21 protein-coding genes and 5 pseudogenes are annotated in these 26,142 nt (G+C 70.6%); 11 read left to right on the forward strand and 15 right to left on the reverse strand.

The genetic code is table 11. The annotated features are described in order from the left end of the window. Nucleotides 1–149: 149 nt before the first annotated feature. Together ACWCPF_RS43245 and ACWCPF_RS43250 are read right to left on the reverse strand one after the other, a co-directional pair. Nucleotides 150–716: a GNAT family N-acetyltransferase gene (locus tag ACWCPF_RS43245; RefSeq protein WP_451050642.1), complete on the reverse strand. Its 567-nt coding sequence runs from the start codon at nt 714–716 to the stop codon at nt 150–152. A gap of 521 nt (nt 717–1,237) precedes the next feature. Next, nucleotides 1,238–1,941, reverse strand: a pseudogene (locus ACWCPF_RS43250) (DUF317 domain-containing protein); the annotation flags it as partial. 1 nt (nt 1,942) lies between these two features. Between ACWCPF_RS43250 and ACWCPF_RS43255 the strand changes: the two are divergent. Both ACWCPF_RS43255 and ACWCPF_RS43260 read left to right on the forward strand, forming a co-directional pair. Continuing rightward, nucleotides 1,943–2,467 (forward strand): annotated as a pseudogene (locus ACWCPF_RS43255) (helix-turn-helix domain-containing protein); the annotation flags it as partial. A gap of 57 nt (nt 2,468–2,524) precedes the next feature. Beyond that, a pseudogene (locus ACWCPF_RS43260) lies at nt 2,525–2,731 on the forward strand (TnsA-like heteromeric transposase endonuclease subunit); the annotation flags it as partial. 193 nt (nt 2,732–2,924) lie between these two features. Here ACWCPF_RS43260 and ACWCPF_RS43265 read toward each other — a convergent pair. From ACWCPF_RS43265 to ACWCPF_RS43295, 7 genes are all read right to left on the reverse strand, one after another. Further along, nucleotides 2,925–3,263, reverse strand: coding sequence for a hypothetical protein (locus ACWCPF_RS43265; protein ID WP_451050643.1), 339 nt, complete (start codon nt 3,261–3,263; stop codon nt 2,925–2,927). A 102-nt stretch (nt 3,264–3,365) separates the two neighbouring features. Beyond that, nucleotides 3,366–4,958, reverse strand: coding sequence for a Na+/H+ antiporter (locus ACWCPF_RS43270; protein ID WP_451050644.1), 1,593 nt, complete (start codon nt 4,956–4,958; stop codon nt 3,366–3,368). Nucleotides 4,959–5,054: 96 nt separating this feature from the next. Then, on the reverse strand, nt 5,055–5,438 hold the full coding sequence (locus tag ACWCPF_RS43275; protein WP_451050645.1) for a nuclear transport factor 2 family protein: 384 nt from the start codon (nt 5,436–5,438) through the stop codon (nt 5,055–5,057). Nucleotides 5,439–5,488: 50 nt separating this feature from the next. Next, the gene (locus ACWCPF_RS43280) at nt 5,489–6,289 is read right to left on the reverse strand and encodes an SDR family oxidoreductase (protein ID WP_451050646.1); all 801 of its coding nucleotides are present in this window, start codon (nt 6,287–6,289) and stop codon (nt 5,489–5,491) included. Nucleotides 6,290–6,466: 177 nt separating this feature from the next. Beyond that, a complete protein-coding gene (locus ACWCPF_RS43285; RefSeq protein ID WP_451050647.1) occupies nt 6,467–7,537 on the reverse strand; it encodes an NAD(P)-dependent alcohol dehydrogenase in 1,071 nt (356 codons plus the stop codon). A 31-nt stretch (nt 7,538–7,568) separates the two neighbouring features. Then, nucleotides 7,569–8,453, reverse strand: a complete 885-nt coding sequence (locus tag ACWCPF_RS43290) for an aldo/keto reductase (RefSeq protein WP_451050648.1) — start codon at nt 8,451–8,453, stop codon at nt 7,569–7,571. Further along, nucleotides 8,453–9,931 (reverse strand): MFS transporter, encoded by a 1,479-nt coding sequence (locus tag ACWCPF_RS43295; protein WP_451050649.1) that lies wholly within the window; start codon nt 9,929–9,931, stop codon nt 8,453–8,455. Before ACWCPF_RS43295 ends, ACWCPF_RS43290 begins: the two co-directional genes overlap by 1 nt. Before the next feature lie 241 nt (nt 9,932–10,172). Here ACWCPF_RS43295 and ACWCPF_RS43300 point away from each other — a divergent pair, with 241 nt between their 5' ends. From ACWCPF_RS43300 to ACWCPF_RS43310, 3 genes and pseudogenes are all read left to right on the forward strand, one after another. Beyond that, nucleotides 10,173–11,069, forward strand: a complete 897-nt coding sequence (locus ACWCPF_RS43300) for a helix-turn-helix transcriptional regulator (protein WP_451050650.1) — start codon at nt 10,173–10,175, stop codon at nt 11,067–11,069. A gap of 54 nt (nt 11,070–11,123) precedes the next feature. Continuing rightward, nucleotides 11,124–12,143, forward strand: coding sequence for an aldo/keto reductase (locus ACWCPF_RS43305; RefSeq protein WP_451050651.1), 1,020 nt, complete (start codon nt 11,124–11,126; stop codon nt 12,141–12,143). 442 nt (nt 12,144–12,585) lie between these two features. Then, nucleotides 12,586–13,269 (forward strand): annotated as a pseudogene (locus ACWCPF_RS43310) (hypothetical protein); the annotation flags it as partial. Here the strand turns inward: ACWCPF_RS43310 and ACWCPF_RS43315 are convergent. The 4 genes from ACWCPF_RS43315 to ACWCPF_RS43330 all read right to left on the reverse strand — a co-directional run bounded on the left by ACWCPF_RS43315 (nt 13,201) and on the right by ACWCPF_RS43330 (nt 16,807). After that, complete coding sequence (locus ACWCPF_RS43315) at nt 13,201–13,986, reverse strand: sulfite exporter TauE/SafE family protein (RefSeq protein WP_451050652.1); 786 nt, start codon at nt 13,984–13,986, stop codon at nt 13,201–13,203. The pseudogene ACWCPF_RS43310 and the gene ACWCPF_RS43315 overlap by 69 nt on opposite strands. 292 nt (nt 13,987–14,278) lie before the next feature. After that, entirely contained in the window at nt 14,279–14,740 is a 462-nt protein-coding gene (locus tag ACWCPF_RS43320; RefSeq protein ID WP_451050653.1) for a GNAT family N-acetyltransferase, read from the reverse strand. Nucleotides 14,741–14,793: 53 nt separating this feature from the next. Continuing rightward, on the reverse strand, nt 14,794–15,309 hold the full coding sequence (locus tag ACWCPF_RS43325) for an aspartate carbamoyltransferase (RefSeq protein WP_451050654.1): 516 nt from the start codon (nt 15,307–15,309) through the stop codon (nt 14,794–14,796). A gap of 100 nt (nt 15,310–15,409) precedes the next feature. After that, nucleotides 15,410–16,807 (reverse strand): MFS transporter, encoded by a 1,398-nt coding sequence (locus ACWCPF_RS43330; protein WP_451050655.1) that lies wholly within the window; start codon nt 16,805–16,807, stop codon nt 15,410–15,412. A 104-nt stretch (nt 16,808–16,911) separates the two neighbouring features. Between ACWCPF_RS43330 and ACWCPF_RS43335 the strand changes: the two genes are divergently transcribed. The 3 genes from ACWCPF_RS43335 (at nt 16,912) to ACWCPF_RS43345 (ending at nt 18,822) form a co-directional block, all read left to right on the forward strand. Further along, nucleotides 16,912–17,520: a TetR/AcrR family transcriptional regulator gene (locus ACWCPF_RS43335; RefSeq protein ID WP_451050656.1), complete on the forward strand. Its 609-nt coding sequence runs from the start codon at nt 16,912–16,914 to the stop codon at nt 17,518–17,520. A gap of 161 nt (nt 17,521–17,681) precedes the next feature. Beyond that, nucleotides 17,682–18,071, forward strand: coding sequence for a DUF6153 family protein (locus ACWCPF_RS43340; RefSeq protein WP_451050657.1), 390 nt, complete (start codon nt 17,682–17,684; stop codon nt 18,069–18,071). A gap of 118 nt (nt 18,072–18,189) precedes the next feature. Further along, nucleotides 18,190–18,822 carry a DUF305 domain-containing protein gene (locus tag ACWCPF_RS43345; protein ID WP_451050658.1) on the forward strand — a complete coding sequence of 211 codons (633 nt, stop codon included), beginning with the start codon at nt 18,190–18,192 and terminating at the stop codon, nt 18,820–18,822. A gap of 1,442 nt (nt 18,823–20,264) precedes the next feature. Here the strand turns inward: ACWCPF_RS43345 and ACWCPF_RS43350 are convergent. Beyond that, entirely contained in the window at nt 20,265–20,921 is a 657-nt protein-coding gene (locus tag ACWCPF_RS43350) for a TetR/AcrR family transcriptional regulator (protein ID WP_451050659.1), read from the reverse strand. A gap of 132 nt (nt 20,922–21,053) precedes the next feature. On the opposite strand from ACWCPF_RS43350, the gene ACWCPF_RS43355 reads away from it, so the two are divergent. Beyond that, nucleotides 21,054–22,064, forward strand: a complete 1,011-nt coding sequence (locus tag ACWCPF_RS43355) for a hypothetical protein (RefSeq protein ID WP_451050662.1) — start codon at nt 21,054–21,056, stop codon at nt 22,062–22,064. Nucleotides 22,065–22,181: 117 nt separating this feature from the next. Here the strand turns inward: ACWCPF_RS43355 and ACWCPF_RS43360 are convergent. After that, a pseudogene (locus ACWCPF_RS43360) lies at nt 22,182–22,664 on the reverse strand (DNA-methyltransferase); the annotation flags it as partial. 3 nt (nt 22,665–22,667) lie between these two features. Here ACWCPF_RS43360 and ACWCPF_RS43365 point away from each other — a divergent pair. Together ACWCPF_RS43365 and ACWCPF_RS43370 are read left to right on the forward strand one after the other, a co-directional pair. Then, nucleotides 22,668–22,949, forward strand: a complete 282-nt coding sequence (locus ACWCPF_RS43365) for a transposase family protein (RefSeq protein WP_451050660.1) — start codon at nt 22,668–22,670, stop codon at nt 22,947–22,949. A 319-nt stretch (nt 22,950–23,268) separates the two neighbouring features. Next, a partial coding sequence (locus tag ACWCPF_RS43370; RefSeq protein WP_451050661.1) for a S8 family serine peptidase occupies nt 23,269–26,142 on the forward strand: 2,874 nt, incomplete at its 3' end.

Raw genomic sequence — 26,142 nt, forward strand, 5'->3', positions numbered from 1 at the left:
CGCGCTACGAGAAACGCGCCTACATCTACCTCGGAACCGTCACCCTCGCGGCCCTCATGACCTGGCTCCGCACATGATCCGAGAAACAGCGCCTAGGCCCTCGTCGCGGCATGAACAGACCGACGTCAACCGAAGAAGTCGGAAGGATCTCAAGCATCCCTACGCCGACTGTGCAGATGGCCATCGAGCGGGAAGGACGGCGGCGATGCGGGCAGGACTCGGTCGAAGCCGTACTGACTCTTCTGCGCCACACGGCAAGAGGCAAGGTTGTCCACCTGATGCAGGAGCTCAAGCCGCTTCAGGCCGCCGGTGCCGAGGGTGTCGAAGGCCCAGCCGGTGAGAACCTCCAGAGCGCGGGGTGCCACACTCCGCCCGCGAGCGTGCGCCGCAGTCCAATAGCCCACTTCGGCCGACGGTTTGCCAGGCGTCACTTCCTTGAGCACCACGTTGCCCACCAACTGTTCGTGCGATGAATCGGGTTGCGCTTCCAGGACCGCGAAGCCGAACCGGTTCCCCGCCGCCCATCCCCGTTCCTGGCCCCGCACCCACTGCTGCGCGTCAGCTACGTTCTCCACAGCAGAGCTCGTCCAGTGGCGCAATACAGGATCCCGGAACACCTCGACAAGTGCGGCAGCGTCCCCCATGCCCCAGGGGCGGAGGACAAGGGCGGGTGCGGACCGCGTCGCGCCCGCATGCAGTAAGACAGCGTCATTCATCAGCTGATCCTATGGCGGCGTTCTGCCCCAGCACCGACAGCCCAGCCCACTTCGACCCCAGCTTCAAAGACGGGTTCTCAGCGGTTCACCCCCGCGTCGGCGGGGAGCACCAGTTCGGCTTCGGCCTTCGCAGCGGCGTGCTCCCCGCCGACGCGGGGGCTGTTCCGCCGGCTGAACTCCAGCGCAGGACCCGCTTGCGTGGTCCTGCTGCCGCAGGGGTGTTCCGCCAGCCGTCAGAGTCGTAGTCCGCTGCTCTGCGATCCGCTTCCTCAACACTCCACGGTCACCGACATCCGGCGGGCAGCACCAGCACCAAGAATGCTGTCGTAGCACCACCCACTGGGCCTTACCGACCATGCAACAGGGTGCGTCGGCAAGCCTGCTTCTTCCCCCTTGATGCCCGGGGAGGCCACCGTCGCGTGCCCGGAGCCAAGATCCGGGATCCGGGCCATTCCCGGACCAAGCCGCCGCCGACCGTCGGAAGCGGTCCCATTTTCGCAGGTCAGTGCAGGTATCGTGCGCAGCACCCGGCGCAGGACCGGTGCTGTCGAGCTGAGGGAGGCGGCGAAGGCGGCGACGAGGTCGTGCGGGACGCCGGCGGAGAAGGATGCGGCCCACAGGTTCGGGGCGCCGAGCGCGGGCTCGGCCCATGCCTGCCATCCGGCGGGTCCCGCCTCGTCGGCCCCGGTGGTCAGGGCGCGCGGGTCGGCGTCCTGGATGAGGGGCGGTACCTCACCGAGGCGCATGTGCGACGCGAACGTCGGGTCGGCCGCGGCCGTCTGGGGCTGGTCGTTGTCGCGGAGCCATCCGTGTGCGGCGACGGCGTCGAGGACCAGCTCGCGGCCGACCAGCGGCACGGCAGGCTGGTCGCGGGCGTCGAGCGCGAGGAGGAAGTCGGACACGGCCTCGCCGGGGCCGTCTGCGGTGAAGCAGGCCGACCACTGAGCGAGCGGGCTGCTCGTGGCGGCGCGGGCGGAGATCTGCCAGGCGATGGGCAGCCCTCCCAGTGGAACGGCTCGTCGGCCAGGTTCCACTGGGCCCAGCGCACCGTGTCGGGACTGATGTGCAGGACGGTGCTGCGCAGGACCTGCCGGTCCTCCGGCGCCTCGTCCGGCTCATGCCGTCCGCGGACGCTCGCCAGGCCCGTCCACCCCAGGCCGTCGAGCGGGTCGGCGACGGCGTCGTAGAGGCGCCCGTCGTCACCGGCCAGATGTCGGGGACCGACCCTGGCGGACGTCTGGGGCCGCGACGCCCGGCGCTTCGAGGAGCGGCTGCATACAGCCGAATCGTGGGACGAGCGGTTCGCGATGGCGGCGGACGCCGTCCGCCGGCGGATCGGGGACGGCCTGCGGGTCGATCCGGAGGTCGCCCACATCTGGAGGCGGACGGTCGCCGGCAGGGGCCGGATGCGTATCGACGGCCTGGCGGACGAGGTCGGCTGGAGCCGCAAGCGCCTGTGGGCGCGTTTCCGGGCGCAGCTCGGCGTCGCCCCCAAGCGGGCCGCCCAGCTGGTGCGGTTCGACCATGCGGCCCATCTGCTCGCGGCGGGTGTCCCTCCCGCCGGTGTCGCGGCCGAGAGCGGTTACGTCGACCAGTCCCATCTGCACCGCGAAGTGAAGGCGCTTACGGGGCTCACACCGACTGCCGTCGCCGCCGCGCCGTGGCCGGCGATCGACGACGTCGCATGGCCGGCCTCCTGGCGGGCAGGGAGGCCCGTGGCAGGTGACGCACGCGGTTCCGGCCAGCGCTGAACCGCCCGGCCGCGGCCCTCACATTGCTCCCGACCGACGACTGTCCTTTGACATCCAATCGAGGCGTTCGAGGATGCGGTTCCGGTACGGCCGTTTCGGTGGCCGCCGGGTGGGCGCCATTTCCCGGGCTGGTACTGGTCGGCGACGACCGGGCAGCATGTCGGCTTCGTGTCGTGGCTGGAGCGGGATCATCTCGTGCTGGTGGACTTCGACCCTGCCGTGGTGGTTGTCACCTCCCAGCCCTTCCGGCTGCACTGGCACGACGGTTCGCGCGAGCGCCGCCGTGCTCCGGAGTTCTTCGTGCGCCGCGCGGATGGCTCGGCCGCGTCATCGACGTCCGCGCTGACGATCGGATCGGGCCGCGCGATGCCGAAGCGAGGTAGACGCCGCCCCAGTCCACCCGAGCGCCGCCGCGAAGGGCGCGGTCTGCCGGCCGCCCCGATCGGCGCGCCGACGATCAGGAGGGTGCAGCCGCCGAGTACGGGGGCCAGGACACCCTCACCTTGCGTCGCAGTCCGTTGTCGCCCCGGGCGACGTATCCGTAGAGCACGAGGTGCACGCAGCGCACCATCGGACAGGCGCAGGACAGGACCACGGGTCCGGACAGCCTGCCAGGGGCGTCGTGCCATGCCTCGGGGACGGTCAGCGCGAAGACGAAGGCGCCGGCCATGCCGAGCGTCATGCCGAGCAGTCCGGCGCCGCTGTGCTCGTGGGCCATGAAGGTGGTCACGCGGGTGAGCGGGATCACGTACACGAGGTCGAAAAACGGCTCGGGTGTGGTGACGTGACTGCCCACCGGCAGAGCGCGCCCCGCCGTCGACCGGTCCTGCTCGTGCTGCCCGCTGCCTGGGGTCGCTGGCTGTTGTCCTCTGTCCCGTCCGTTGCCTGTTGCGTGCCCTCACTCCGAATCCGTCGTCGGGGCCAGGCGCACCTCTTCCACGTCCAGTTGGGCCTGCACCTGCTGGAGAACGGCGTCGTCGATGCGGCGGGCGTCGCGCAAGCTGATGACGGCGGAGCGTTTGTGTTCCAGGAGGGCCAGGCGCAGGGCGGTGTCCTGCTCGTGGTGTCGTACGAGCGCATCGGCGTCCGCGGTTGCAGCGGCCCGGAGTGTGTTCAGGTAGGTCTCGTACTCGGCGCGTAGCCGCTCGGTGACCTCGGGGTCCGCACCGAGGTCGGCCGCCACCGTGGGGAGGGCGCCGAGTGCGGCCTCGGACGCCGTGGTCCGGGCGAGAGCGAGTTCGCGGTCGGCGTCCCCGTCGTAGGGCAGTTGGGCCCGGCGTGCCACGGACGGCAGGACCAGCGCCTGTACCACGAGGGTGGTCACGACGACGCCGGCGGTGACGAAGACGATGGTGTCGCGGTCGGGGAACGGTCCGCCGGAGTCGAGGGTGTACGGCACGGACAGGGCGAGCGCCAGGGAGACGGCCCCCCGGAATCCGGCCAGAGCACTGACCACGCGGGCCCGGTGGCCCATGCGACGCTCCCGCTGCTGCGGGCGCCGGTCCAGCGCTCTGATGGTGTACACCGCGACGAACAGGAAAAGGAACCGGACGACGACCAGCGCACAGGAGATCGCGGCCACCATCAGCAACGCCTCGGTCAGGGCGGTACCGGACAGACCTCGGACCGCCGCCTGCGCCTCAAGGCCGACCAGGACGAACAGGGCGCCGTTGAGCAGGTACATCGCCAGCGACCAGAAAGCCATCGTCTGTCGGCGCGCCTCGGCGCTGCCCAGGCTCGGCCCGGCCTGGCTCATGATCAGCCCGCACACCACGACCGCGAGCACGCCCGACGCCTCTACCTGCTCGGCCAACAGATACGCGCTGAACGGGATCAGGATGATCGTGAGGTTGTCCAGCATCGTGTCGCCGAGCCCGCGCACGAGGCGACGGAGCCGGATGCCGAGCCAGGCGACCAGTACGCCCGCAGCGATGCCGCCGCCGAAGGACAGCGCCACCAGGCCGCTCACATGGGTCGCGCCGAGGTGCTCGGAGCCCACGGTGACGCCGACCGCCAGGCTGTAGACGACCAGCGCCGTACCGTCGTTGATCAAGGACTCGGCGCGCAACAGTGTGACGTTGCGCTGGGGCAGCAGCCGGGAGACCACGCCCACGGCGGTGGCGTCGGTCGGTGCCACGGCGGCCCCCAGCACCCAGGCCGCGCCCCACGGCAGGCCGAGGGCGTGGGCCAGGGCCGCCACGGCCCAGGCGGTGACAGCCACCAGGAGGGTGCCGGTCAGGACGATGCCGCGCAGGTCGCGCCGGATCGCCCGCAGCGAGGTCGTCACGCTCTCCCAGTACAGGAGCACCGGAAGGAAGACGAGCAGCAGCGCCTCTGGTGGCAGCTCGGTCTCGCGGAGCGCGGGTACGAAGCCGAGCAGGACGCCGGCGGCCAGTTGCAGTACGGGGGCGGCCACCTTGAGCTTGCGGGCGAGGGCGCCGCTCACCAGCAGAGCGCACCCGAGCAGCACGACGAACTCAAGGGCCGCCACGACGCAGTCTCCTCGGGGTCGTTGGGGTCGTTGGGGTCGTTGGGGTTGGGTTCTTGGGAGTCCTTGGGGCTCCCCTGGTCCCTTGGCTGCTGCGGGTCACCATGTCGTGGCGACCGTTCTCAGGGGGATCCACGTTTCGCCGCGGCGGCCGTAGTCGGTGGTCAGGAGCAACCGCCAGTCGGCCCGGCTTCCGTACACCGTCGCGTCGGTCGTGGTCCGGACGGTCAGACGCGGCGTACCGCCGTCGAGGTCGAGCGCCGTGTCCACCTCGTCGATGGAGTGGTAGACGAACTGCCCGGCCTTCATCTCGGCCAGCCACTCGGCTTTGGGCTGCACGTATCCCGTCATGTGGGTGAGAAGGAAACCGTCGTCGAGCAGGTCGTCGAGTGACTGTGTGTCTCCTTCGACCATGGCGTCCAAGTAGGCGTGGTGGACCTGGAGGATGTGCTCCCGGTCCGTCTGGCTGGGGGTGGGTGGCACGCTGACTCCTTATTGCGTGGCGGGTGTTGCGCGGCGGGCCCGGGCTGTCGTCAGGCTGCGGCGCGTGCCCGGAGGGCGTCGAGGTCGTCGCGGACCCGCTGCGGCTCGGCGTCGAGCGGCATGTTGGCCTCGTCCCGTACCGCGTCCAGGGAGCCGGGCGGGTCCTGGTCCAGCGCCGCGAACAACGGCCCCAAGTCGCTTGGTGCGGCTCCCTGTTCGGCCACCAGCTCGAAGGTACGGCCGGCCGCCTCGGGTGTGGTGAGGGCCGCCACCAGGACCCGTGCGATGTCGGCGCGCGCGACACATCCGTCGGCGGGGCCGCCGGAGCGGCGGCGGTCGCCCTGGAGGAACACCACTTGGTGTTCGTCGGGGCCGTTCATGTCGAACCAGCCGGGCCGCACGATGGTGTACGTGAGGCCACTGGCCCGTACAAGACGCTCCGAGCGGCGCTTCCACTCCAGCAGATGACCGTAGCCACTGCTGCGGGTGGTGGCCCCGATGGAGGTCATCAGCGCCACGCGGGGCCGTGCGCCGTCCAGGGAGGCCAGGGCGGTCAGGACGTTGCGTACGCCTGCGTAGTCCACCGTCTCCGGCGAGGAAGCGCCGGTGCCGAAGGAGCCGAGGGTGAGCACGACGGCGTCGGCGCCGGCCACCGCCTCGGGCAGGGTCTCGGGCCGGGTGACATCGCCGACGACGAGCTCGGCGTCGGCAGGGAGCAGCTGGGCGCCCTTGGCGCGGTCACGTACCAGGGCCCGGACGGTGTGTCCGCGGGTGATCGCCTCGGCCACCACGAGCCGTCCGATGCTGCCGGTGGCGCCGATCACCAGCGCGGTCAGGGGCTGTGCTGCCATGTTCGTTTCCTCCTCGCCAGGGCACGGGGGGAATGAGCGCCCCTGCCGTCGGTCTCACTCGGGCGTCGCGAGAGCGCGCCCTGTGCGTCAAGTCCCCCTGCGGGTGGTGTTGCCGCAGGTCACTCCCGTACGAGGGCGGTTCTCAGTGCCCTCGTGCAGCGTCCGCGTGGGGGCAGGTCATGCCTGCTTCGGCTTCGCGAAGGTCGCGCCGTCGATCACGAACCGGTAGCGGACGTCGGAAGCGTGGATCCGCTCGTAGGCGGTGTTGATGTCCTGCGCGTCGATCAGCGCGATGTCGGCCGTGACGTCGTGCTCGGCCGCGAAGTCGAGCATCTCCTGCGTCTCGGCGATGCCGCCGAACAGCGATCCCACGAAGGACCGGCCGTTCTGGAGGAGGGCGAAGACCTCCATCGGCATCGGCTCGGTCGTCACACCGACGTTCACCATGGTGCCGTGCAGGCGGAGCATCCCGAGGTAGTCGGGGAGGGACACCGGTGCGCTGACGGTGTTCAGGATGATGTCGAAGGTGTTGGCCAGCTCGGTGAACGCCGAGCCGTCGCCGGTCACGGCGTAGTGGTCGGCGCCGAGGGCCACGGCGGCCTCGCGCTTGCTGCCGGACTGGGACAGGACGGTCACGTCGGCGCCCATGGCCTTGGCCATCTTCACGCCGAGGTGACCGAGGCCGCCGAGGCCGACGACGGCGACCTTGGTGCCGGGCCGGGCGCCGAACCGCTTGAGCGGGGAGTAGACGGTGATGCCGGCGCACAGCAACGGGGCGGCAGCGGCCGGGTCGAGGGTCTCGGGGACGCGGACGACGAAGTCCTCCGGGGCGACGATCGCCTCGGAGTAGCCGCCCTGGGTGTGGGCGCCGGGCTCGGCGGGGTCGAGGGCCCCGAAGACCAGGGTGTTTCCCTTGAGGCAGTACTGCTCCTGGCCTGCCCGGCAGTTCTCGCACGCGCGGCAGGAGTTGACCATGCAGCCGATGCCGACCAGGTCACCGACCCGGTGACGGGAGACCTCGGGGCCGGTCTCGGTGACCCGGCCGACGATCTCGTGGCCGGGGACGAGCGGGCTGACCGCCAGCGGGCCGAACGTCCCGTCGACATAGTTCATGTCGGAATGGCAGATCCCGCAGTACAGGATGTCGAGCTTGACGTCGTGCGGGCCGACGTCGCGGCGCTCGATGGTGACGGGAACGAGCGGCTTGCCTGCTTCGTGGGCGCCGAACGCGTTGACGGTGGTGGGCATGGTGGTTCCTTCGTGCAGGTGGGAGGTGATGTCAGGCTTCGGGGATGGCGCGGCCGTACGCCGCGAGGGTGACGTCCGAAGGGTCGGGGCCGCCGCGACGGCCGGTCTCCAGGGCGTCGAGGGACTTCAACTCGTCCGCGGTCAGGGCGAAGTCGAAGACGTCGATGTTATCCGCGATGCGGTGGCGCTTGGTCGACTTGGGGATCACCGAGCGGCCCTGCTGGATGCCCCAGCGCAGCAGCACCTGGGCCGGGCTCTTGCCGTGCACCTCGGCGATCGCAGTGACGGCCGGGTCCTCAAGGACGCTCCTGCGGTCCTCGCCGTATCCGGGGTAGAAGGTGATGCCACCGATGGGAGACCACGCCTGGTTGAGGATGGCGTGCTCGTCGTCGAAGTCGAGGACCGCGCGCTGCTGGAAGTACGGGTGGACCTCCAGCTGGTTGACGGCGGGCACGACCGTGGTGGTGTCGAGCAGCGTGGTCAGGTGGTCGACCATGAAGTTGCTGACGCCGATCGCCCGGACCTTGCCGTCTGCCAGGAGCCGCTCCAGGGCGCGGTAGGCGGCGAGGGTCTTGTCGAAGTCCGACGGCAGCGCCTGGTGCAGGATCAGCAGGTCGATCTGGTCCACGCCGAGCTTGGCAGCGCTCTTGTCGAAGCCGTGCAGGGTCTCGTCGTAGCCGTAGTCGCTGATCCAGATCTTCGTCTCGATGAAGATGTCGTCGCGGGGCGTGGCGGAGGCGCGGATGGCCCGGCCGACCTCGCGTTCGTTGCCGTACGCGGCGGCGGTGTCGATGTGCCGGTAGCCGAGGTCGAGCGCGGCCGTGACGGCGGCCCGGGTCTCGTCCGGCGGGGTCTGGAAGACACCGAGTCCGAGGGCGGGCATCTCGACGCCGTTGTTGAGGGTGAGGGTCTGCATCACAGGGACCTTTCGTGCGGGCGGGTACGTGCGGGGACGATGAGGGTGAGGGTGGCCACGAGGGCCAGGGCGAGCAGAACGGCGGACCCGGTCAGCGCGGCACCCGAGCGGGCTGCGATGTCGGCGGCCCCGTGACCGGTGGAGACGGAGGCGGCCACGGCGGTCAGGATGCTCAGGCTCAGCGCGCTGCCGATCTGGTGCACGGTGTTGACCAGGCCCGAGGCGGCTCCCGCGTCCGCAGAGGCGACGCCGTCGACGCCACTGGAGGTCAGCGGGGCCAGCGCCAGGCCCTGGCCGGCGCCGATGAGCACCATCGGCAACGCCACTCCGGTCAGGTAGGGGGTGTGCAGGTCGAGGCGGCTGAGCCACACCATGCCCACCATGGTCAGGGCGAGCCCGGTGGTGAGCATCTGCGGCCTGCTCGCCCGCTCCAGCAGCCGCGGCACCTGAACGGCGAAGACGAAGTTGACCAGCGTCATCGGCAGGAAGGCCAGACCGGCCTGCAACGGCGTCCAGTGGTAGACGCTCTGTACGAACTGTGCGGTGAAGAAGAAGAACCCCATCATCGCGCCCATGTAGAGCATCCGGGTGACGTAGGCGCCGCTGCGCTCCCGGCCGGCGAACAGCCGCAACGGCACGATCGGCTGCGCGGCCCGCCGCTCCACCAGGACGAACAGGGCCAGCATCACGCCACCGGCCACCAGCGGAACAACGGTGGCCGGAGCGGTCCAGCCGATGTCGGCGGCGTCCACGATGCCGAAGACGACAGCGGTGGAGCCCGCAGTCGCCAGGAGCGCCCCGGCGATGTCGAAGCGTCCACCCTGGCGCTCGGTCTCGGGCAGGAACCGCACGGCCAGCGCCACCATCGTGATGCCGACCGGGACGTTGAGGAAGAACCCGGCGCGCCACGAGATCAGATCGGCGACGAGGCCGCCCACGACCAGGCCGAAGGCCGCGCCGAGCCCGGCCACCGCGCTGTAGGCGGCCATCGCCCGGTTACGGGCCCGGCCCTCGGCGAAGCTGCGGGTGAGCAGGGACAGGGCGGAGGGGGCCAGTACCGCCGCCCCGACGCCTTGCAGGGCCCGAGCTCCGATCAGCCACCACTGATTCTGTGCGGCGCCGACAAGAAGTGAGGTCAGCGCGAAGACGACCAGGGCGAACAGGAACACCCTGCGGTGTCCGAACAGATCACCGGCCCGGGCCCCCAGGAGCAGCAGGCCGCCGAAGACCAGGACGTAGGCGTTGGTGATCCAGGACAGGCCGGTCTCGGAGAAGCCCATGTCGGAGCGGATCTGCGGCAGGCCGGTGAAGACGATCGAGTGGTCGAGGACGACCATGAAGTAGCTGACGCAGATGATCGTGAGGCTCAGCGTCGCCCGGGCCGGGGCGGCAGGGGCCGGCGCACGCACCGCCATGGGCGGCGTGGATTCCGCTGTGGCGACGTCGCCGGTCCCGTCGTACCTGGGTGCTGCGCGCACGGCGTGTCCTTCGCTTCGGAGTGAGGGCCTGGTGTCGGACTCCTGGTCCTCGGTTCTCTCCAAGAGAACCCCGCGCGGGCACGGGGGTGGGAGTCACTGGTCTTCCAGGTACTGGCAGTACCTCGCAGGTCCTCGCGGACGGACCTACGGTGAAGGTCGAGGCAGGACCGTCATGGGTCGGGCCGGACCGTCCCACCGGGGCGCGATCACCGGCGGCGGAGCGATTTCAGGGATCTGGACGATGGCAGACAGAGACAAGAAGAGCGTGGCCGCCGAGGTCCGCGAGTTCCTGAGCACCCGGCGTGCCCGGATCACGCCCGATCAGGCCGGACTGCCGGTCTATGGCGGCAACCGGCGCGTCGCGGGCCTGCGCCGGGAGGAGGTCGCGCTGCTCGCGGGCATGAGCGTCGACTACTACGTCCGCCTGGAGCGCGGGAACCTCTCCGGCGCCTCGGACTCGGTACTGGAATCCCTCGCGCACGCGCTGCAGCTGGACGAGGCCGAGCGCACGCACCTCTACGACCTGGCCCACGCGGCGACACCGTCGGGCCGGCGCCCCACGGTGACCGCATCCCGGGTGCGGCCCACGATCCTGCGCATGCTGGACTCGATGGCGGATGTGCCGGCGTACGTGCGCAACGCGCGCTTTGACATCCTGGCCGCGAACACGCTGGGGCGGGCGCTGTACGCACCTCTCTTCGACTCACCGCTGTTCACCCAGCGCGGCCCGGTCAACAGCGCCCGCTTCATGTTCCTGGACCCCGCGAGCAAGGAGTTCTGGGTCGACTGGGACAAGGGCGCTGACGACGCGGTCGCGTTCCTGCGCATCGAGACGGGCCGCGCACCCCACGACAAGGCGCTGACCGATCTGATCGGGGAGCTGACGACCAAGAGCGGCGACTTCGCCCGCCGGTGGGCCCGCCACGACGTGAAGTTCCACCGTTCCGGGGTGAAGAACCTGCACCACCCGCTGGTCGGCGATCTCGCACTGCCCTACGAGGCGATGGAGTTGCCGGCCGACCCAGGTCTGCGCCTCAACTTCTACACGCCTGAACCGGACTCCCCGGCGAGGGAGGCCCTGGGCCTCCTCGCCAGCTGGGCGAGTACCGGGACCGTCATCCCGACCGCGAACGACTGATGACGGCAGATAACGACAGATGACGACTGAGCACACCCGAGGAGAACCCCCTTCATGCAGTACCGACCGCTCGGCCGCACCGGTGTCGAGGTCAGCCCGCTCTGCCTGGGCGCGATGATGTTCGGCCCCTGGGGCAACGAGGACGAGGCCGACTCGATCCGGATCATCCACCGCGCCCTCGACGCCGGCATCAACTTCGTCGACACCGCGGACGTGTACTCCGCCGGCGTCTCGGAGCAGATCGTCGGCAAGGCCCTCAAGGGCCGCCGCGAGGACGTGTTCCTGGCGACCAAGTTCTTCATGCCGATGGACCAGAACGACCCCAACCAGCGAGGCGGCTCACGGCGCTGGATCATCCGCGAGGTCGAGAACTCCCTGCGCCGGCTCGACACCGACCACATCGACCTCTACCAGGTCCACCGCCCCAGCCCCGACACGGACGTCGCCGAGACCCTCGGCGCCCTCTCCGACCTCGTGCACCAGGGCAAGATCCGCTACATCGGCTCTTCGTCCTACTCGGGCTCCCAGATCGTCGAGGCTCAGTGGACCTCGCGGGAGCGCCACCTGGAGCGGTTCGTGACCGAGCAGCCGCCGTACTCCCTCCTGGTCCGCGGCATCGAGGAGGACGTCCTGCCCACCGTGCGCCGCCACGGCATGGGCACCCTCACCTACAGCCCGCTCTCCGGCGGCTGGCTGTCGGGCCGCTACCGCAAGAACGCCGCCGAGAGCCCCGCCTCCGCGGCACGCCCCCAGGCCCGCTTCGACATGAGCACCCCCGCCAACCAGCGCAAGCTCGACGCCGTCGAACAGCTCGCGCTCCTGGCGGAGAAAGCGGGTCTCACCCTGATCGAGCTGGCCGTCGCCTTCGTCATCAACCACCCTGGCGTCACCTCGGCGATCATCGGCCCGCGCACCATGGACCAGTTGGAGGCGTTCCTGCCCGCCGCCGACGTCACGCTGTCGTCCGACGTGCTCGACGCCATCGACGAGATCGTCGCGCCCGGCGTCACGGTCAACCCGGTCGACAACAGCTACGGAGACTTCGAACTGCGCGCCGACCAGCGACGCCGCTGACGCATCCCGGACTGGCCGGTCACGCCGGCCGGCCACACCGACTTCCCGCGACCACGGAAGGCGCACCGCCGCCGGGGGCCCACAGACTCTGCCCATCTCCGGGGTCGGCCCGATCACCGGTGCGCAGCCAAGATGTGGCGCGGCTGAACCACGGTGGGTGGCCTCACTCGGCCGGTTCTGCCCGCCTGGTACTGGTCTGCGGCCCAGGACGCGAGGACGCACAGGCCGCCACGGGTGGTGGAGCCGACTTCGGCGGTCGAGCGAGCGCGCCGGGGTCTGGCACGCCGTGCGGGCCGTGGCGTTACCTCGTGGGCGTCCCCTCCTGGATCGCGCGTCCGGACGGGGCCGAGACGGCCGAGCACACCGTCTGGGTGACTGATCGTCAGCTGGCGCCCATTGAAGGAGCGGATCTGCCCGGCGTGCCGACCCGGCGCACGACGCCACATGCCGCCACGCCGCGGGCGGCGGAACGGAGCTGGGCACGCAGGACGCGGTGGACGCCCTGATGCGAGAGAGCGCTCGCGCCTGCATCGACTGTCACGCGGCGGCTGTGTTGCTCCCGGCACTCGAACTCGGCCAAGGACACGGACAACAGAGCGATTACCGCTGCCCTATGCCTGCTTTGGAGATCCCGGAGCCCGCCGACCCGCCATACCTCGATCCCGATCGAGGCGGATCCGGCGCGGCCGGTCTGCGGAATCTGCCCGGCCTCCCGGTACCCGCAGGAGCAGTTCATCGCCTCCAGCAGGCCCTCTTGCAGTGCCGATCGCTGCACCCCCGACGAGGGCGTTCCGGCCTGTGTGCACCCCGAAAGGATCAACCCGGAGCCCGACAGGATCGCCCCGCCCGCGAAGGCACCGGCGGACCGAGAAGGGGTGCCGACCCGTCTCAGGGGTTCGTGGTCCTTCTGGAGTTCTCGCCTCACGCGCCGACGAGGCCGATCATGAAGCACCCGTCCGCCAGGCCGCCCCCAGATCAGCAAGATGCCTGCGAAGTGCATGACGAGGACGCTGCCGAACCGATGCTGAGCACCCCCGTGTCCGGACCCGACGCGGGCTCAGTTCAGGGTCTGGGCGGTGTACAGGGCGCCGAGGGCTACGGCGAGGGTGCCGAGCAGGAGGCGTAGGGCTCGTTCGGGCAGGCGGGGTTGGAGGCGGGCGCCGAGGTAGCCGCCGATCAGTCCGCCGGTGCCGCAGGCTAGCCCGAGCCACCAGTCGGGGGCGACGTCTCCGGAGCTCACGAGCGACAGCAGCGCGTAGGCGGCGGCGCCGACGAGGGAGGTGGCGAACGTGGCGGCGAGCGCGGCCGGGGCGACGCGTGCGACGGGCAGGCCGCGTCCGGCGAGGATCGGCCCGAGGAGGGAGCCGCCGCCGATGCCGTAGATGCCACCGACCACTCCGACCGTCAGGGCGAGGCCGGTGAGCGTACGTGGGGACAACTCGTGTGCGCTCGGCGGCCGATGGCGCGCCGGGACAAGGGTGCGCAGGCACAGCCACAGGCCGAGCGGCAGCAGCAGGGCAGCGATGAGGAGCCGGAAGACGCTCGGGCCGGGGAGAACGAAGACGCGGAGGGCAGCCCCGACCGCAACGCCAGGCAGGGTGCCCAGTACCAGGCGCCGGGCGAGGTCGCCGCGCAGGGCGTCGTCGCGGCGGTAGCGCCACAGGGCCCCGGGACCGGCGACGACGTTGAACAGCAGGTTGGTCGGAGTGACCGCGGGGTTGGGCACACCGAAGACGCTCAGCTGGATGGGGAGGAGGAACACCGCACCGGACACACCGACCGGGGCGGTCACGGTCGCGATCAGCAGGCCGGCGGCCAGCCCTCCCGCCAGCGTCCAGTCCACCGTTGCCCCCGCTTGTCGATCGCCTGGCCAGTATCAGCGCCCCGGGCGGTGGTGAGGGCGGCCTGCAACGAGATGTTCATGAGCAGCAGGCGCAGCCCGGCCCCCAGCCGCAGGCGTCAGTGCCGTCGTTCGGCGGGGCGTTCGTGGGGGCACAGCGCCCTCTGCCTGCCAGGCGTCGCGGCCTTCCCTGACGGCGAGGGCGGCAACGGGGCGGTCCAGGAGCGGCCGAGGGTGGTGTAGAGGACCAGGCCGGCCCGGTCCTCCGCGGAGCGGTCACCGTCGCGCCAGCCGCCTACGGCTCCGCCCGCACTCCGCCGGCTCCAGGTCCCCCGCTCATCACGCGGTACATGCCGATCGATTCGTGCGCGGCAGTGTCGGCGAAGCCGAACTTCTCGTACAGGAAGCGCGCGGTGCCGTCCGCGATCAGCGAGACGTACGCGGTCGCGGGCGCCCGGCGCTCCAATTCCGCGGTGAGCGCGGCCATGATGCGCCTGCCGAGGCCACGTCCCTGGTGTGCCGGGTGAACGCACATGTCGACGATCTGGAACGCGGTACCGCCGTCCCCGATGACGCGCCCCATGCCGATCGGCTCTCCTTCGTGGTGGAGGACGACGCCGTGCCAGGTGTTGGGCAGGGCGAGCGCAACCGCCTCGGGGGCCTTGTCCGAGAGGCCGGCATCGGTGCGCAGGCGGCGGAAGACCTCGACGGAGGGCACGCCCACGCGCAGCTCGTAAGGGTCGCTCAAGCCATCCACTTCCGATCGTGCGGTGTGCGCGGTGATGGGCCTGGGGGTGCTCGGCTCGTTGATCAGTGGCCGGATTCGGCGTGGTCGCCGTGGTCACTGAGCTGCGCTTTGAACCAGTCGTGGAGCGCGTCGACCAGGGCGGGCTCGTCGGTGGTGTAGGTGAGGGCGGCCCCTTCGGGCCGTTCCCGGTAGTGCACCTCGATGTGTTCGTAGCCTTCTTGCAGTCCCTTCAGGCCCGGCATGCTGTCTCCGTGTATCTGGGCGGGGTCGCCGAAGTCTCCCTGGCTGAACGCTTTGGCCTCCTGCTGGAGGTGGGTGCGTATGAGGCCGATCTGCTTGGCGTCGTCGGGCTGGTCGGCGACGACGTCCTGGACCCCGCCCGTCTTGGTGGGCGTGAAACGGTGGGTGGTCGCTTCGAGGTCGAAGGGCATCACGCTCTGACCGCGTTCGGCCACCGTTTCCTGCCGGTCGTCACCGTCCTGCTGCGGGCTCCCGATCAGCAGGACTGCGGTCAGGGCCGCGCCGACACCCCCTGCGGCGATGCCAGCCGTCCAGAGTCGTCGCTTGCGGTTGTTCATCCAGTGCCTCCGTGCGCAGTTCGAGGGCGGGCGCTACGCCCGCTCGTTTCGGGTGGGGGCGCTTCACCCGCGTGGCCAACGCCTGGTGGGTGGCACGGGTTTACGCGTTCTTGGACGGGATCAGCCACAGGGCGATGACGGCGGAGAGTGCGGCGACGCCCGTGGCGGCGAGGAACGCGTCGTCGAAGCCGGAGGCGGCCTGGTCGCCGGTGCGGACGGCGATGCTCGCGGCTGCGGCGCTGGAGACGGCCGCGGCGCCGACCGAGGCGCCGAACTCGTGGAAGGTGCTGACGATTCCGGAGGCCACGCCGGCTTCCTGGGGGGCGACGCTGCTGAGCGCGGTGGCCGCGGCGACGACGAACAGCGCGCCCAGTCCCGCCGCGGCGATGCTCACACCGGTGACCATGGCGGCGGTTCCGGACCAGAGCACCGGCACGAGGAATCCGGCGGCTGCGACGGCCAGGGCGACCGCGGCCAGCAGCCGTGCTCCCACACGGCCGATCACCCGTCCGGCAGCGGTGGCGGCGGCCATCGTCACCAGTGCCACGGGCAGGAACAGCACGCCGGTCGTCAGAGCGCCGTGGCCCTGATGGTTCTGGAGGTAGAACGAGCCGAGGAAGAAGGCCCCCACCATCAGCGCCGTGGTAACGGCGATCACGAAGGTGCCCGCCACCACGGGGCGCCGGACGAGCAGACGCAGGTCCATCAGAGGCGCGGCCGCCCGGTGCTGCCAGGCGGCGAACGCGGCGTAGGCCGCTGCCGAGGCGGCTACCAGGGAGAGGGTGACGGCGTCGAGCCAGCCATCGTCGCCGGCACGGATCAGGGCGTAGATGAGGGCGCCGGTCGCCGCGGCGACCAGAGCGGCCCCGGGCACGTCCAGGGAGCCGGTGGCCGCGCGGGGCAGGCGGGGCAGTGTCCGGGCCAGCGCAACGAGGACGATCAGGCCGACGGGAACGTTGACGAAGAAGACCCAGGCCCAGCCCGGGCCTGCCGTGATCAGCCCGCCCAGCAGCACGCCGAGAGCGGCGCCGCCGCCGCCGAGCGCCGACCAGATGCCCAGCGCGCGGTTGCGCTCGTCGCCGTCGAACAGCCGCACCACCACGGACAGGGCGGCGGGCGAGAGCAGCGCGGCGCCCGCACCCTGAGCGATCCGGGCACCGAGCAGCAGGGGGGCGCCGGTGGCGAGTCCGGCGGCCAGGGACGCGGCGGTGAACACGGCGAGCCCGGCCAGGACGACCTGCTTGGCGCCGAACAGGTCCGCGGCCCGGCCGCCGAGAAGCATCAGGCTCCCGAAGGTGAGGGCGTAGCCGCTGACCACCCAGGTCAAGGCGGCACGGTCCAGGTCCAGTTCGGCGCCCATGTGGGGCAGTGCGATCGCGACCACGGTGATGTCGAGGATCAGCATCAGCTGGGCCAGCCCCAGCAGGCCCAGGATCGGCCAGCGCAGCGGATGGGGCTCATTCGGTGCGTGTGTGGTCGTGGTTTCCGTGTCGCTCATGACGCTCACCCCTCGTCGCTAAGTCGTACAGGTGTGTTCAGGTTATACACCCCGGGGGTATAACGCGAACAGAGTTGTTCGCTTTGCCGGGGTACAGTGCGCGCATGGGCAGTAAAAGCACCACCAAGCGCGCCGACGCCCTGCGGAGCATCGAGGCGATTGAGCAGGCGGCGGCCGAATGCCTCGGACGCAACCCGGAGGCGAGCATGAGCGAGATCGCGCGCGCCGCCGGTGTGGGCCGGGTGACGCTGTATGCGCACTTCACCTCCCGGGCGGAGGTCGTCGACGCGGCGATGAGCCGCGCCATCGACCGGGGCAACGAGGCACTGGACGCGGTCGATCTGACCGGTGATCCGCTGCTCGCCCTCGCGCGGTACGTCGAGGCCGGCTGGCACCTGGTGGACCAGGCGCGCGCACTGCTCGTCGCCGCCCAGAAGGAACTCTCCGCCGGACGCATCCGTGAGCTGCACAGCGGACCGGCCGCCCGGGTCGAGACACTGGTCGCCCGGGGCCGCGCCGAGGGCGTCTTCCGCACAGACCTGCCGATCACGTGGCTGGTCAATGTCCTGCACACGGTCATGCACAGCGCCGCGGAAGAGATCCGCGCCGGCCGTCTCACTTCCGACCGCGCCGCCGACCACATCACGGCCACGGTGCTTGCCGCCTTCACACCACCGGGCAGGCCGGTACCCGAAACCGGAGGCGGAACCTGACCGCGCGCTCGGCGTGGGAACGGCCGCAGGTGGTTGCGGCAGGGCGGCACGGGAACTTGGGCCTGCTCAGGCGCGATGACTCCGCGCCCGCCGGCAGGCCAGGCGTGCGCGCGGGCCCCTCAACGTCACGCTGCTGCGGGTGCATCCGTACGATGGCGGGCATGACCAGCAGCACCCGATCGAGCCGCCGCCCCGCCGGGCCGCTGTTCGCGCTGCTGTTGCTGACGGTCCTGGCCGGACTCCTGGGCATGCACGCACTGGCTCCCAGCGGAGCACCGGCACCCGAACACGCCATGACCATGGCCCATGCTTCTGCCACGGAGCAGGCGAGCGCGGCATGCTCGCACACCGACGGCGGCTCCGGGCACCTCGCACACGCGGACGGTACGTGCGCGGCGGCCGGCATCGGCTCCGCATACGCGCCGCCTGCGCCGGCCGGCGCCCTGCCCGACGCCCTGGCCGCTGCCGGTGTTGCGATCGCCGCGCCGACGTCGGTCGTGCAGAGCCGGGCGCCGCCTGACCTTTCCGAACTGCAACTCCTGCGGATATAGAGCAGCCCGCACGACACCCCCGCACGCCCTGTCCCGGGAAGGTGCCGTGCTTTCGCCTGCTCTCATCCCTCTGATCCCGCGCGCCCGAGACGGGCGCGCGTCAAGGAGTTGCACCACCATGATCCGCAAGCGTTCCCTGATCCGCCGCGGTGTCGCCGTGGCCGCCGCCGGCACCGCCGCTCTCGTCCTGGCCGCATGCGGCGGCAGCGGCGACAGCGCAGCCGGGCACGACAGCCACACCGGTAACTCTCCCTCCGCTGCCGCCTCGACGCCCGCGGCGCAGGAGCAGCACAATGCCGCGGACATCGCCTTCGCGCAGGGGATGATCCCCCACCACCGCCAGGCAGTGGAGATGGCCGGCCTCGCCCCGTCCCGCGCCAAGTCGGCCGAGGTGAAGAAGCTCGCCGAACAGATCAGGAAGGCCCAGGACCCGGAGATCAAAACCCTGTCCGGGTGGCTGGCCTCCTGGGGCGAGCAGGTGCCCGCCGAGGGCGCCATGGACCACTCCGCTCACGGCGCGGGCGGGATGATGACGGCCGACGAGATGAACGAGCTGGAGAAGGGGTCCGGTACGGCGTTCGACACCGCCTTCATGGAGATGATGATCAAGCATCACGAAGGCGCGGTGGCGATGGCCGAGACGGAGAAGGCAGAAGGCGCCTTCCCCGATGCCAAGAAGATGGCCGACGCCATCATCACCTCGCAGACCGCCGAGATCACCAGGATGAACGGCCTCCTGGGCAAGGGCTGACCCACTCCAGCAGTGGGGGTGTGCGGGGCCTCGGCGGCCGGCACACCCCCACTGTTCGTCACGCTCCGCCAACTCCCTTGGCAGAAGTCCGCGACCGCGCGGGGAGAGCCGACGAGCGCCTCGAAGCCGTCCTTCGGTCGTACGCGGCCATCGCCCGGCAACGCCACGGCGGCGAACTCGCCGCTTTCTCCACCAGGGGGAGCACATCACCCACGCCGAACGGCACCTGACGGGCATCGTGGACTCGGAGGGATCGCCAGGGAGCGCGGCGGGCTCGATCACTGCCGCGGCCTAGCGAGGCATCCATACGGTCGAGGACGACGGAGCCCCGGATTCCAGGCTGTGGAATCCGGGGGCGCTGTGTCACGAAGAGGGCGGGGTGCATGTCAGCGCTCGTTGGCGTCGTCGGTGGGGCCGCCTGTCCGGCTGCGGCGTGCCGTGGCGAAGGCGCCTGCGCCTCCGCCTGCTGCGATCAGCACTGCGGCGCCGCCGATCAGCCAGGGTGTGGCGTCAGCTCCGGTGTGGGCGAGGGCGCCCGTCGGCGCCGTCGGTATGGAGTCGCCGGTCGGGGTCGCGGCCGGGATGGAGGGGTCGGGATCCGGTGTGTCGCTGCCCGCCGCGGAAGGCGTGGCGCCTCCGCCGCCGCTGCTCGGCTTGTCCGGCGTGGAGTGGGTGTCGGTGCTGGCCGTGGCGTACCAGGCGGGCAGGTCGCGATGCGCGTGAACAGTGCGCCGTCGACGTCGAACTCGCCGCTGGACAGGCGGTTGAGGAGACGGAGGTAGAAGATGACGCCCGTCTGGGCCGTGGCCAGTTCACGGTGCCGGTCGACCAAGTGGGCCTGCGGCTCGTCGAGGACGCCGCGGTCGCGGTAGGCCCACAGAGTGTCGATGTCGTGCCCGGCGACGGCTTCAAGGCGGTGGTCGAGCGGAGAGACCACGCGCCGGGTGGGTGTCGGCGCGGGTTGAGGGGGCATGGGCGACGCTCCGTGCGTTCAGCGGGTGTGATGGTGCGCGGTGTTGCGTGCGGGACGGGGCAGGCCCGGCAGTGCGGTCGGCGGCGGACCGGGCCGGGGCACGGGAGTGCGGGTGGTCAACTGCGGGGAACGCGACCGTGCCGCGTGGCACGTCCGCTCCGGCGGTGCTTCGCCGACGGCTACGCAGGGGAGCCGGTCGCCTTGGCGGCAGGGAAGGGCAAGGCTCAGACGGTGAGAACCACGTCGTCCTGCGTGAGGGATGCGCGGATCGTCTCGGTGAGCCGGTCGGCTACCGGTCGCAGGTGGATATTCCTCATCGGCGGTATTCCTGCCTGCCACGCCGGTCGTAGATCGCGAACTGGCACGGCGTCATCCACGTTGAATCGGCTGACAAGGATGATGACGGCCGCGTGCATCGGCACGTTCCGGTTCTACTGTCTGCCCAGCGGATGCCTCAGCTGGGTCGACTTCACGGCTGGGTGCGTCGCTCGGCGGCGTCGAACGCGGGCGCGAGCGGGGCCAGTGCCGCGCGGAGTTGGTCGGGCAGTGAGCCGGATGGCACGACGAGTCCTCCGGCACCGAAACTCCCGGCGGCCCCTGCGTTCCCGGCAGGCCGGAGCCAGCCTTCCAGCGCGATGCGAACCGCCGCGGCCACGCTCGCCGCGAGAACGCGGGCTGTGTGCGCTCCGGCGTCACTCAGGCGTTCGGCGATCGCCTCGGCGAGAGGGGGCTCGATGTCGGCGGTGGTGTCGAGGAACGCGTCGCGCAGCGCGGTCCGGGTGGTGATCAGCAGCAAAGCCTCGTCTTCACGCTCACCGGAGTTCATGTACTGCTCGACCACTGCTTCGGTGACGGCGTCAGCCAGGCGCACTCCTGCGGGCCGGGCCACGACCGCCGCCGCGATCCGCGCCTCCCGGTCCGCGGTGACAGCGGAGACGATCGCCTGCTCACGGCTGGCGAAGTAGTTGTTGTAGGTACGCGGCGAGACCCCGGCCGCCTCGGCGATGTCCTCGACCCGCACCTGGTCCGGTCCGCGCTCCACCGCCAGGCGCAGGGCCGCCTCGCGCAGCGCCTCACGCGTGGCCTGCTTCTTCCGCTCCCGCAGCCCTGGCGGTGGTGTCGTCACGGTGTCAGCGTTCCACACGAGACTGCGCGCCCGCAAACTTGCGGGCACGCAAACTTGCGGGCACGCACTTTTCCTGTCAGCCTCGACCCGACCGGGACCGACGGAGAGGACGGCACCATGCGAGCAAGAGGAATGACCTACGACACCGGATTCGTCGTGCACGGCCAGATGTCCCGCGAGCACTTAGACCCCGCGGTGGTCCGGCGCGAACTCGCCATCATCCGCGACGACCTGCACTGCAACGCGATCCAGATCATCGGCGGCGACCCGGACCGACTGGAGCTGGCCGCCAGTGCCGCCGCCCAACTCGGCCTGGAGGTCTGGTTCTCGCCCTATCCGCTGGAGCTGGATCCGGAGCAGATCCTCACGCTCTTCCGCGACTGCGCCGAGCGAGCGGAACGACTCCGGCAGCAGGGGGCCACGGTCGTGTTCGTCGCAGGGGTCGAGCTGAGCGTGATGAACCGCGGGTTCCTGCCCGGAGAGAGCCCCGAGAAGCGGGTCGAGCAGCTGATGAGCCAACCCGAGCGGCGCGCCGTAGCGATGCGCGAGCTCGGCGTACGCATCAACGCATTCCTCCGCGACGCCGCGGCCACGGTCCGCGAGCGTTTCCAGGGCAAACTCACCTACGCATCCATCCAGTTCGAGCAGGTCGACTGGACTCCCTTCGACATTGCGACGTTCGAGCTGATCCGCTCCGCCGAGGTCGCCGACCGGTTCCGGGACGCGGTGCGCACCCTGGCCCAAGGCCCGAAGCCGCTCGCCATCACCGGGTTCGGCACCGCGGCCTACCGCGGCGCGGGAGACCGTGGTGGGCGGGTGCTGGAAGTGGTCGAGCACGACCCGGAAACCAAGGCCCCTGTACGGCTGAACGGCATATACGAGCGTGACGAGGCCGGTCAGGCCGCATATCTGAGCGAACTGCTGGAGATCTTCGAGACCGAGGGTGTGGACAGCGCGTTCGTGTTCTTGTTCGCCTTGCCCGGCTACCCACACCGCCCGGACGGCGACCCCAGAGACGACTTGGACCGGGCCGGCCTGGGCATCGTCAAACTCCTCGAAGGGCGCCGGGGGCAGACCTACCCCGACATGGAATGGGAACCCAAAGCCGCGTTCGCGGCAGTGGCGCAGCGGTATCGGAACTGACAACTGACAGGCTCCGCGCACGCTGACCATGGCCCGGGGAGCCTCAGTCCTCGCCGGCAGCACGTCCAGCCAGGTAGGAAGCCCACGTCCGGGCTGTGTGTAACCCTCGGGACCAGCAAGAATGAAGTCCTCGCGCCGTGCGGTCTGTTGCATCGTCTCAAAAAGCCGAGCTTCGGCGATCGACGCGTAGTGCTCGGTCTTCTCCACGCCGATGAAGTCGCGGCCTTCCAGCAGAGCGGCCACGCCCGTGGAGCCGGAGCCGGCGCAGAAGTCGAGCACCGTGCCGTCCTCGGGGCTGATCTTGACCAGCTCGCGCATCACCTCGACGGGCTTTTGCGTAATGTGCCGGCGCTTGGTACCCGAGGGCTGCGAGGCGCTGTAGAGGCCGGGCAGGTAGACGGGGTTGCGGGAGCCGTCGATCGCCCCCTTGGACGCCCAGACGATGAATTCACAGTTCTGGGTGAACCGGCCCTTCTGGGGCCTGGCCTGCGGCTTGTGCCAGGCCAGCACCCCGCGCCACAACCAGCCGGCCGCCTGGATCGCGTCCGTCGTCGTCGGGAGCTGGCGCCAGTCGGTGAACAGCAGCGCGGTCCCGCTGGTCACGTGCAGGTCGTCATCGATGCCGACACCCGCCTGGTCGTGGCTACCGCCCGCCCGGCCCCGGGCAACAAGGCCGACGCACACGTGTGGCGCGACTCCGGCCTGCCGGACCAGTGCCAGGGCGTCACCGTCCTCGGGGACGGCGCCTACATCAACACCGGCCTGGTCGTCCCGCACCACAAACGCCCCGGCCGGCCCCTACTGGCCGGCGAGGAAGCCGACAACGCGGAGCACCACCGGGCGGGACGGTGTGAAGCGGCTCGTCGCCCGCACCCCCGCAAGTGAGAACACCATGGGCCCACACCTTGCCCCGACGTGAAAATGATCACCTTGGGGTGCCCTCTTGCCGCACGGATTTGACGCGAGTATGCGATGTGTCGTTGTCCCAGGTGGTCGCTGACTATTGCGAGGCGACCCCACCCTTCTCAACAGCCACAGGGAACCCTTGAAAACATTACACAGACGGTGGGGTGTGCTCGTCACCGTCGGCGCCGCTGTCCTGTCACTCGCGAATCCCGCCGTCACATCCGCCGCGCCCACCACGGCTTCTGCGGCCGCAGACCCGGGTCCCACCACACACGACGTACCACCGGGAACCCACACGGTGACCCTGGTCACCGGTGATGTCGTCACGACCCGCCAGTCCACAGGCGCCGGCGGCACGGTCACTGTGCGCAGTGCCACCGGGAGCGCCGCCCAGGCACGCATCATGGAGTCGGGAGGCGACCTCTACGTCTACCCCGACTCCGCTCTCCCCTACGTGGCGGCGGGAACGCTGGACAGGCGGCTGTTCAACATCAGCAACCTGATCGCGGACGGCTATGACGACGCACACCGTGACCGGTTGCCTCTCATCGTCTCCTACACCGAGGCCGCCGCGGGCCTGCGCTCTGCTGCACCCGTGGGAGCCACCCGGGTCAGATACCTCAGCAGCATCCAGGGCGCAGCCCTGAGCGAGTCCCGCACCCGGTCCGCCGACTTCTGGAAGGCCGTCACCGCTGCTGGGGCATCGGTGACGAGGACCGGGCCAGGCGACTCAGAGACCGGCGGGCCGGTCTTCGGCGCCGGCATCGCCCGCATCTGGCTCGATGGTGCCGTCAGGACGGAACTCGCCGACACCACCGCCCAGATAGGCGCACCCGAGGCATGGGCGGCCGGCCATACCGGGCAGGGAGTGGACGTCGCTGTCCTCGACACCGGCGTGGACAGCGAACACCCCGACTTCAAGGGCCGGATAGCGGCCACGCACAGCTTCGTCCCGGACCAGAACGTGACAGACCGCAACGGACACGGTACCCATGTCGCGTCCACCATCGGGGGCACCGGGGCGGCCTCGGGCGGCAAGGAGCGGGGCGTCGCGCCCGGAGCGGACCTCCACATCGGCAAGGTGTTGTCCGACGACGGCGTCGGCCAGGACTCATGGGTGCTGGCCGGCATGGAGTGGGCCGCCGTCGAACAGAACGCGGACATCATCAGCATGAGCCTGGGGTCCAACACCCCGTCGGACGGCACGGACCCGCTGAGCGAGGCGGTCGACCGTCTGAGCGCCGAGACGGGGGCGTTGTTCGTGGTCGCCGCCGGTAACGCCGGAGCGCCCAACACTATCGGTGGCCCCGGCGCTGCGGACGCCGCCCTGACCGTGGGAGCGGTCGATTCCAGCGACGACGTGGCCTGGTTCTCCAGCCAGGGTCCGCGCGTGGGGGACGGCGGACTCAAGCCGGAGATCACTGCTCCCGGCGTCGAGGTGCTGGCGGCACGCTCCCAGTATGCCCCGGAGGGCGAAGGCAGCTACCAGGCGCTGAGCGGCACCTCGATGGCGACCCCGCATGTCGCCGGGGCTGCGGCCCTACTGCTCTCCGAGCGTCCCGGTCTGACTGGCAGCCGGCTCAAGGACCTGCTGGTCAGCAGCTCGAAGCAGACTCCTCAGTACGACGCCTTCCAGGCGGGCAGTGGTCGGGTGGACGTGCCCTCAGCACTGCGCGCGGACGTCTTCGGCTCCGCGACCGCCTTCGCCGGCCAGGTGACGACGGGTGGGTCGGGCGTCGTCCGACGCCCGGTGACCTACACCAACACCGGCGACTCGGCGGTCACCCTCGGTCTGTCGGTCCAGGCCCCGAGAGCCCCGGCGGGGCTGTTCGGGCTGTCTGCCGCCCAGGTCGTCGTGCCGGCGCACGGCACCGCGGAGGTCACCGTCGCCATCGACGGTTCCAAGGCGGCCGGCAACGGGCGCTACACCGGCCAGATCGTCGCCACCGACGCGACAGGAGTGGTGGCCACGCACACGGCGGTGTCGCTCGGCGACGTGGCGCACAAGCTGACGGTGCTGCTCAAGGACGCCCAGGGCAGGCCCATGCCGGGAGTCGTCGAGGTGCTCAGGTCCGGCAGCTACGAGCCCGAGTTCTTCCTGGTCGACCCCTCCGGAAGGCTGGAGGCGTACCTGCCCGACGACGTGTACTCGGTGCTGGCGTTCAAGGACGTGCAGGGCGTGCACGGCCCGCACTCCCTGGGCATGGCCCTGCTCGGCGACCCCGAGGTCACCATGGATCGCGACACCACCGTCACGCTGGACGCCGCGAAAGTCCGCAGGGTCGACATGACGACCCCGCAGCAGACCGAGGCGACCTACCAGCGGCTGGAGTACCACCGTTCCATGGCCGGCGGCTCCTGGCGTGACTACATGGAGACCCAGACCAGTTACGACAGCCTCTGGGCCCAGCCGATGGCGGGCAAGGTCACCTACGGCGACTTCTACCTCGGTGCCCGCTGGCGCAGGGAGCAGCCCGCGCTCAGCATCGCCACCAGGACCACGGAGTTCACCGACGTCCTACGGCAGGAGGGCGTCACACCGCTGTCGCAGGGACACTACAAGCTGCCGCTCGTCGCAGCGGGCAACGGTGCGGGCGCGGACTACGCCGGACTCGACGCGCGCGGCGCGGCGGTGGTGGTACGTCGCAACAGTTCGGTCCCCGACGCCGACCAGGCGGTGGCAGCCCTGCGAGCGGGCGCCAAGCTCCTTCTGGTCGTGAACGACCAACCGGGCCGCCAGATACGCCCCTACAGCGCCGACCCGTGGTCGCCGGCCGGAATCGACGTGGCGCTGCTCAGCACGGACGAAGGGGAGAAGCTGCTGCGGCAGGCCTCCGCCCGCGGGGGCACACTCTCGATCGGCTCCCAGCCGAACAGTCCCTATGTGTACGACCTGATGCGGACGTGGCACAACGAGATCCCCGACCACATGGTCGTCCAGGGCACCGCAAAGAACCTGGCCCGGGTGAACGTCACGTTCGACAGCCCGGATCCGACGCAGGGCGGCGGCGAGTTCCGCTTCGACTGGCCCTCGTACTCGAACTGGGGCCTCGGCCTGACCATGCGCGAACCCGTGAACGGAAAGCGGGTCGACTGGGTCTCCACCGGCAGCGGCTACACCTGGGGCCAGGTGGCGTACGTCGACGGTCTGCTCTTCGAGATCGAGCCCAGG

Source organism: Streptomyces sp. NPDC001858, assembly GCF_053594615.1.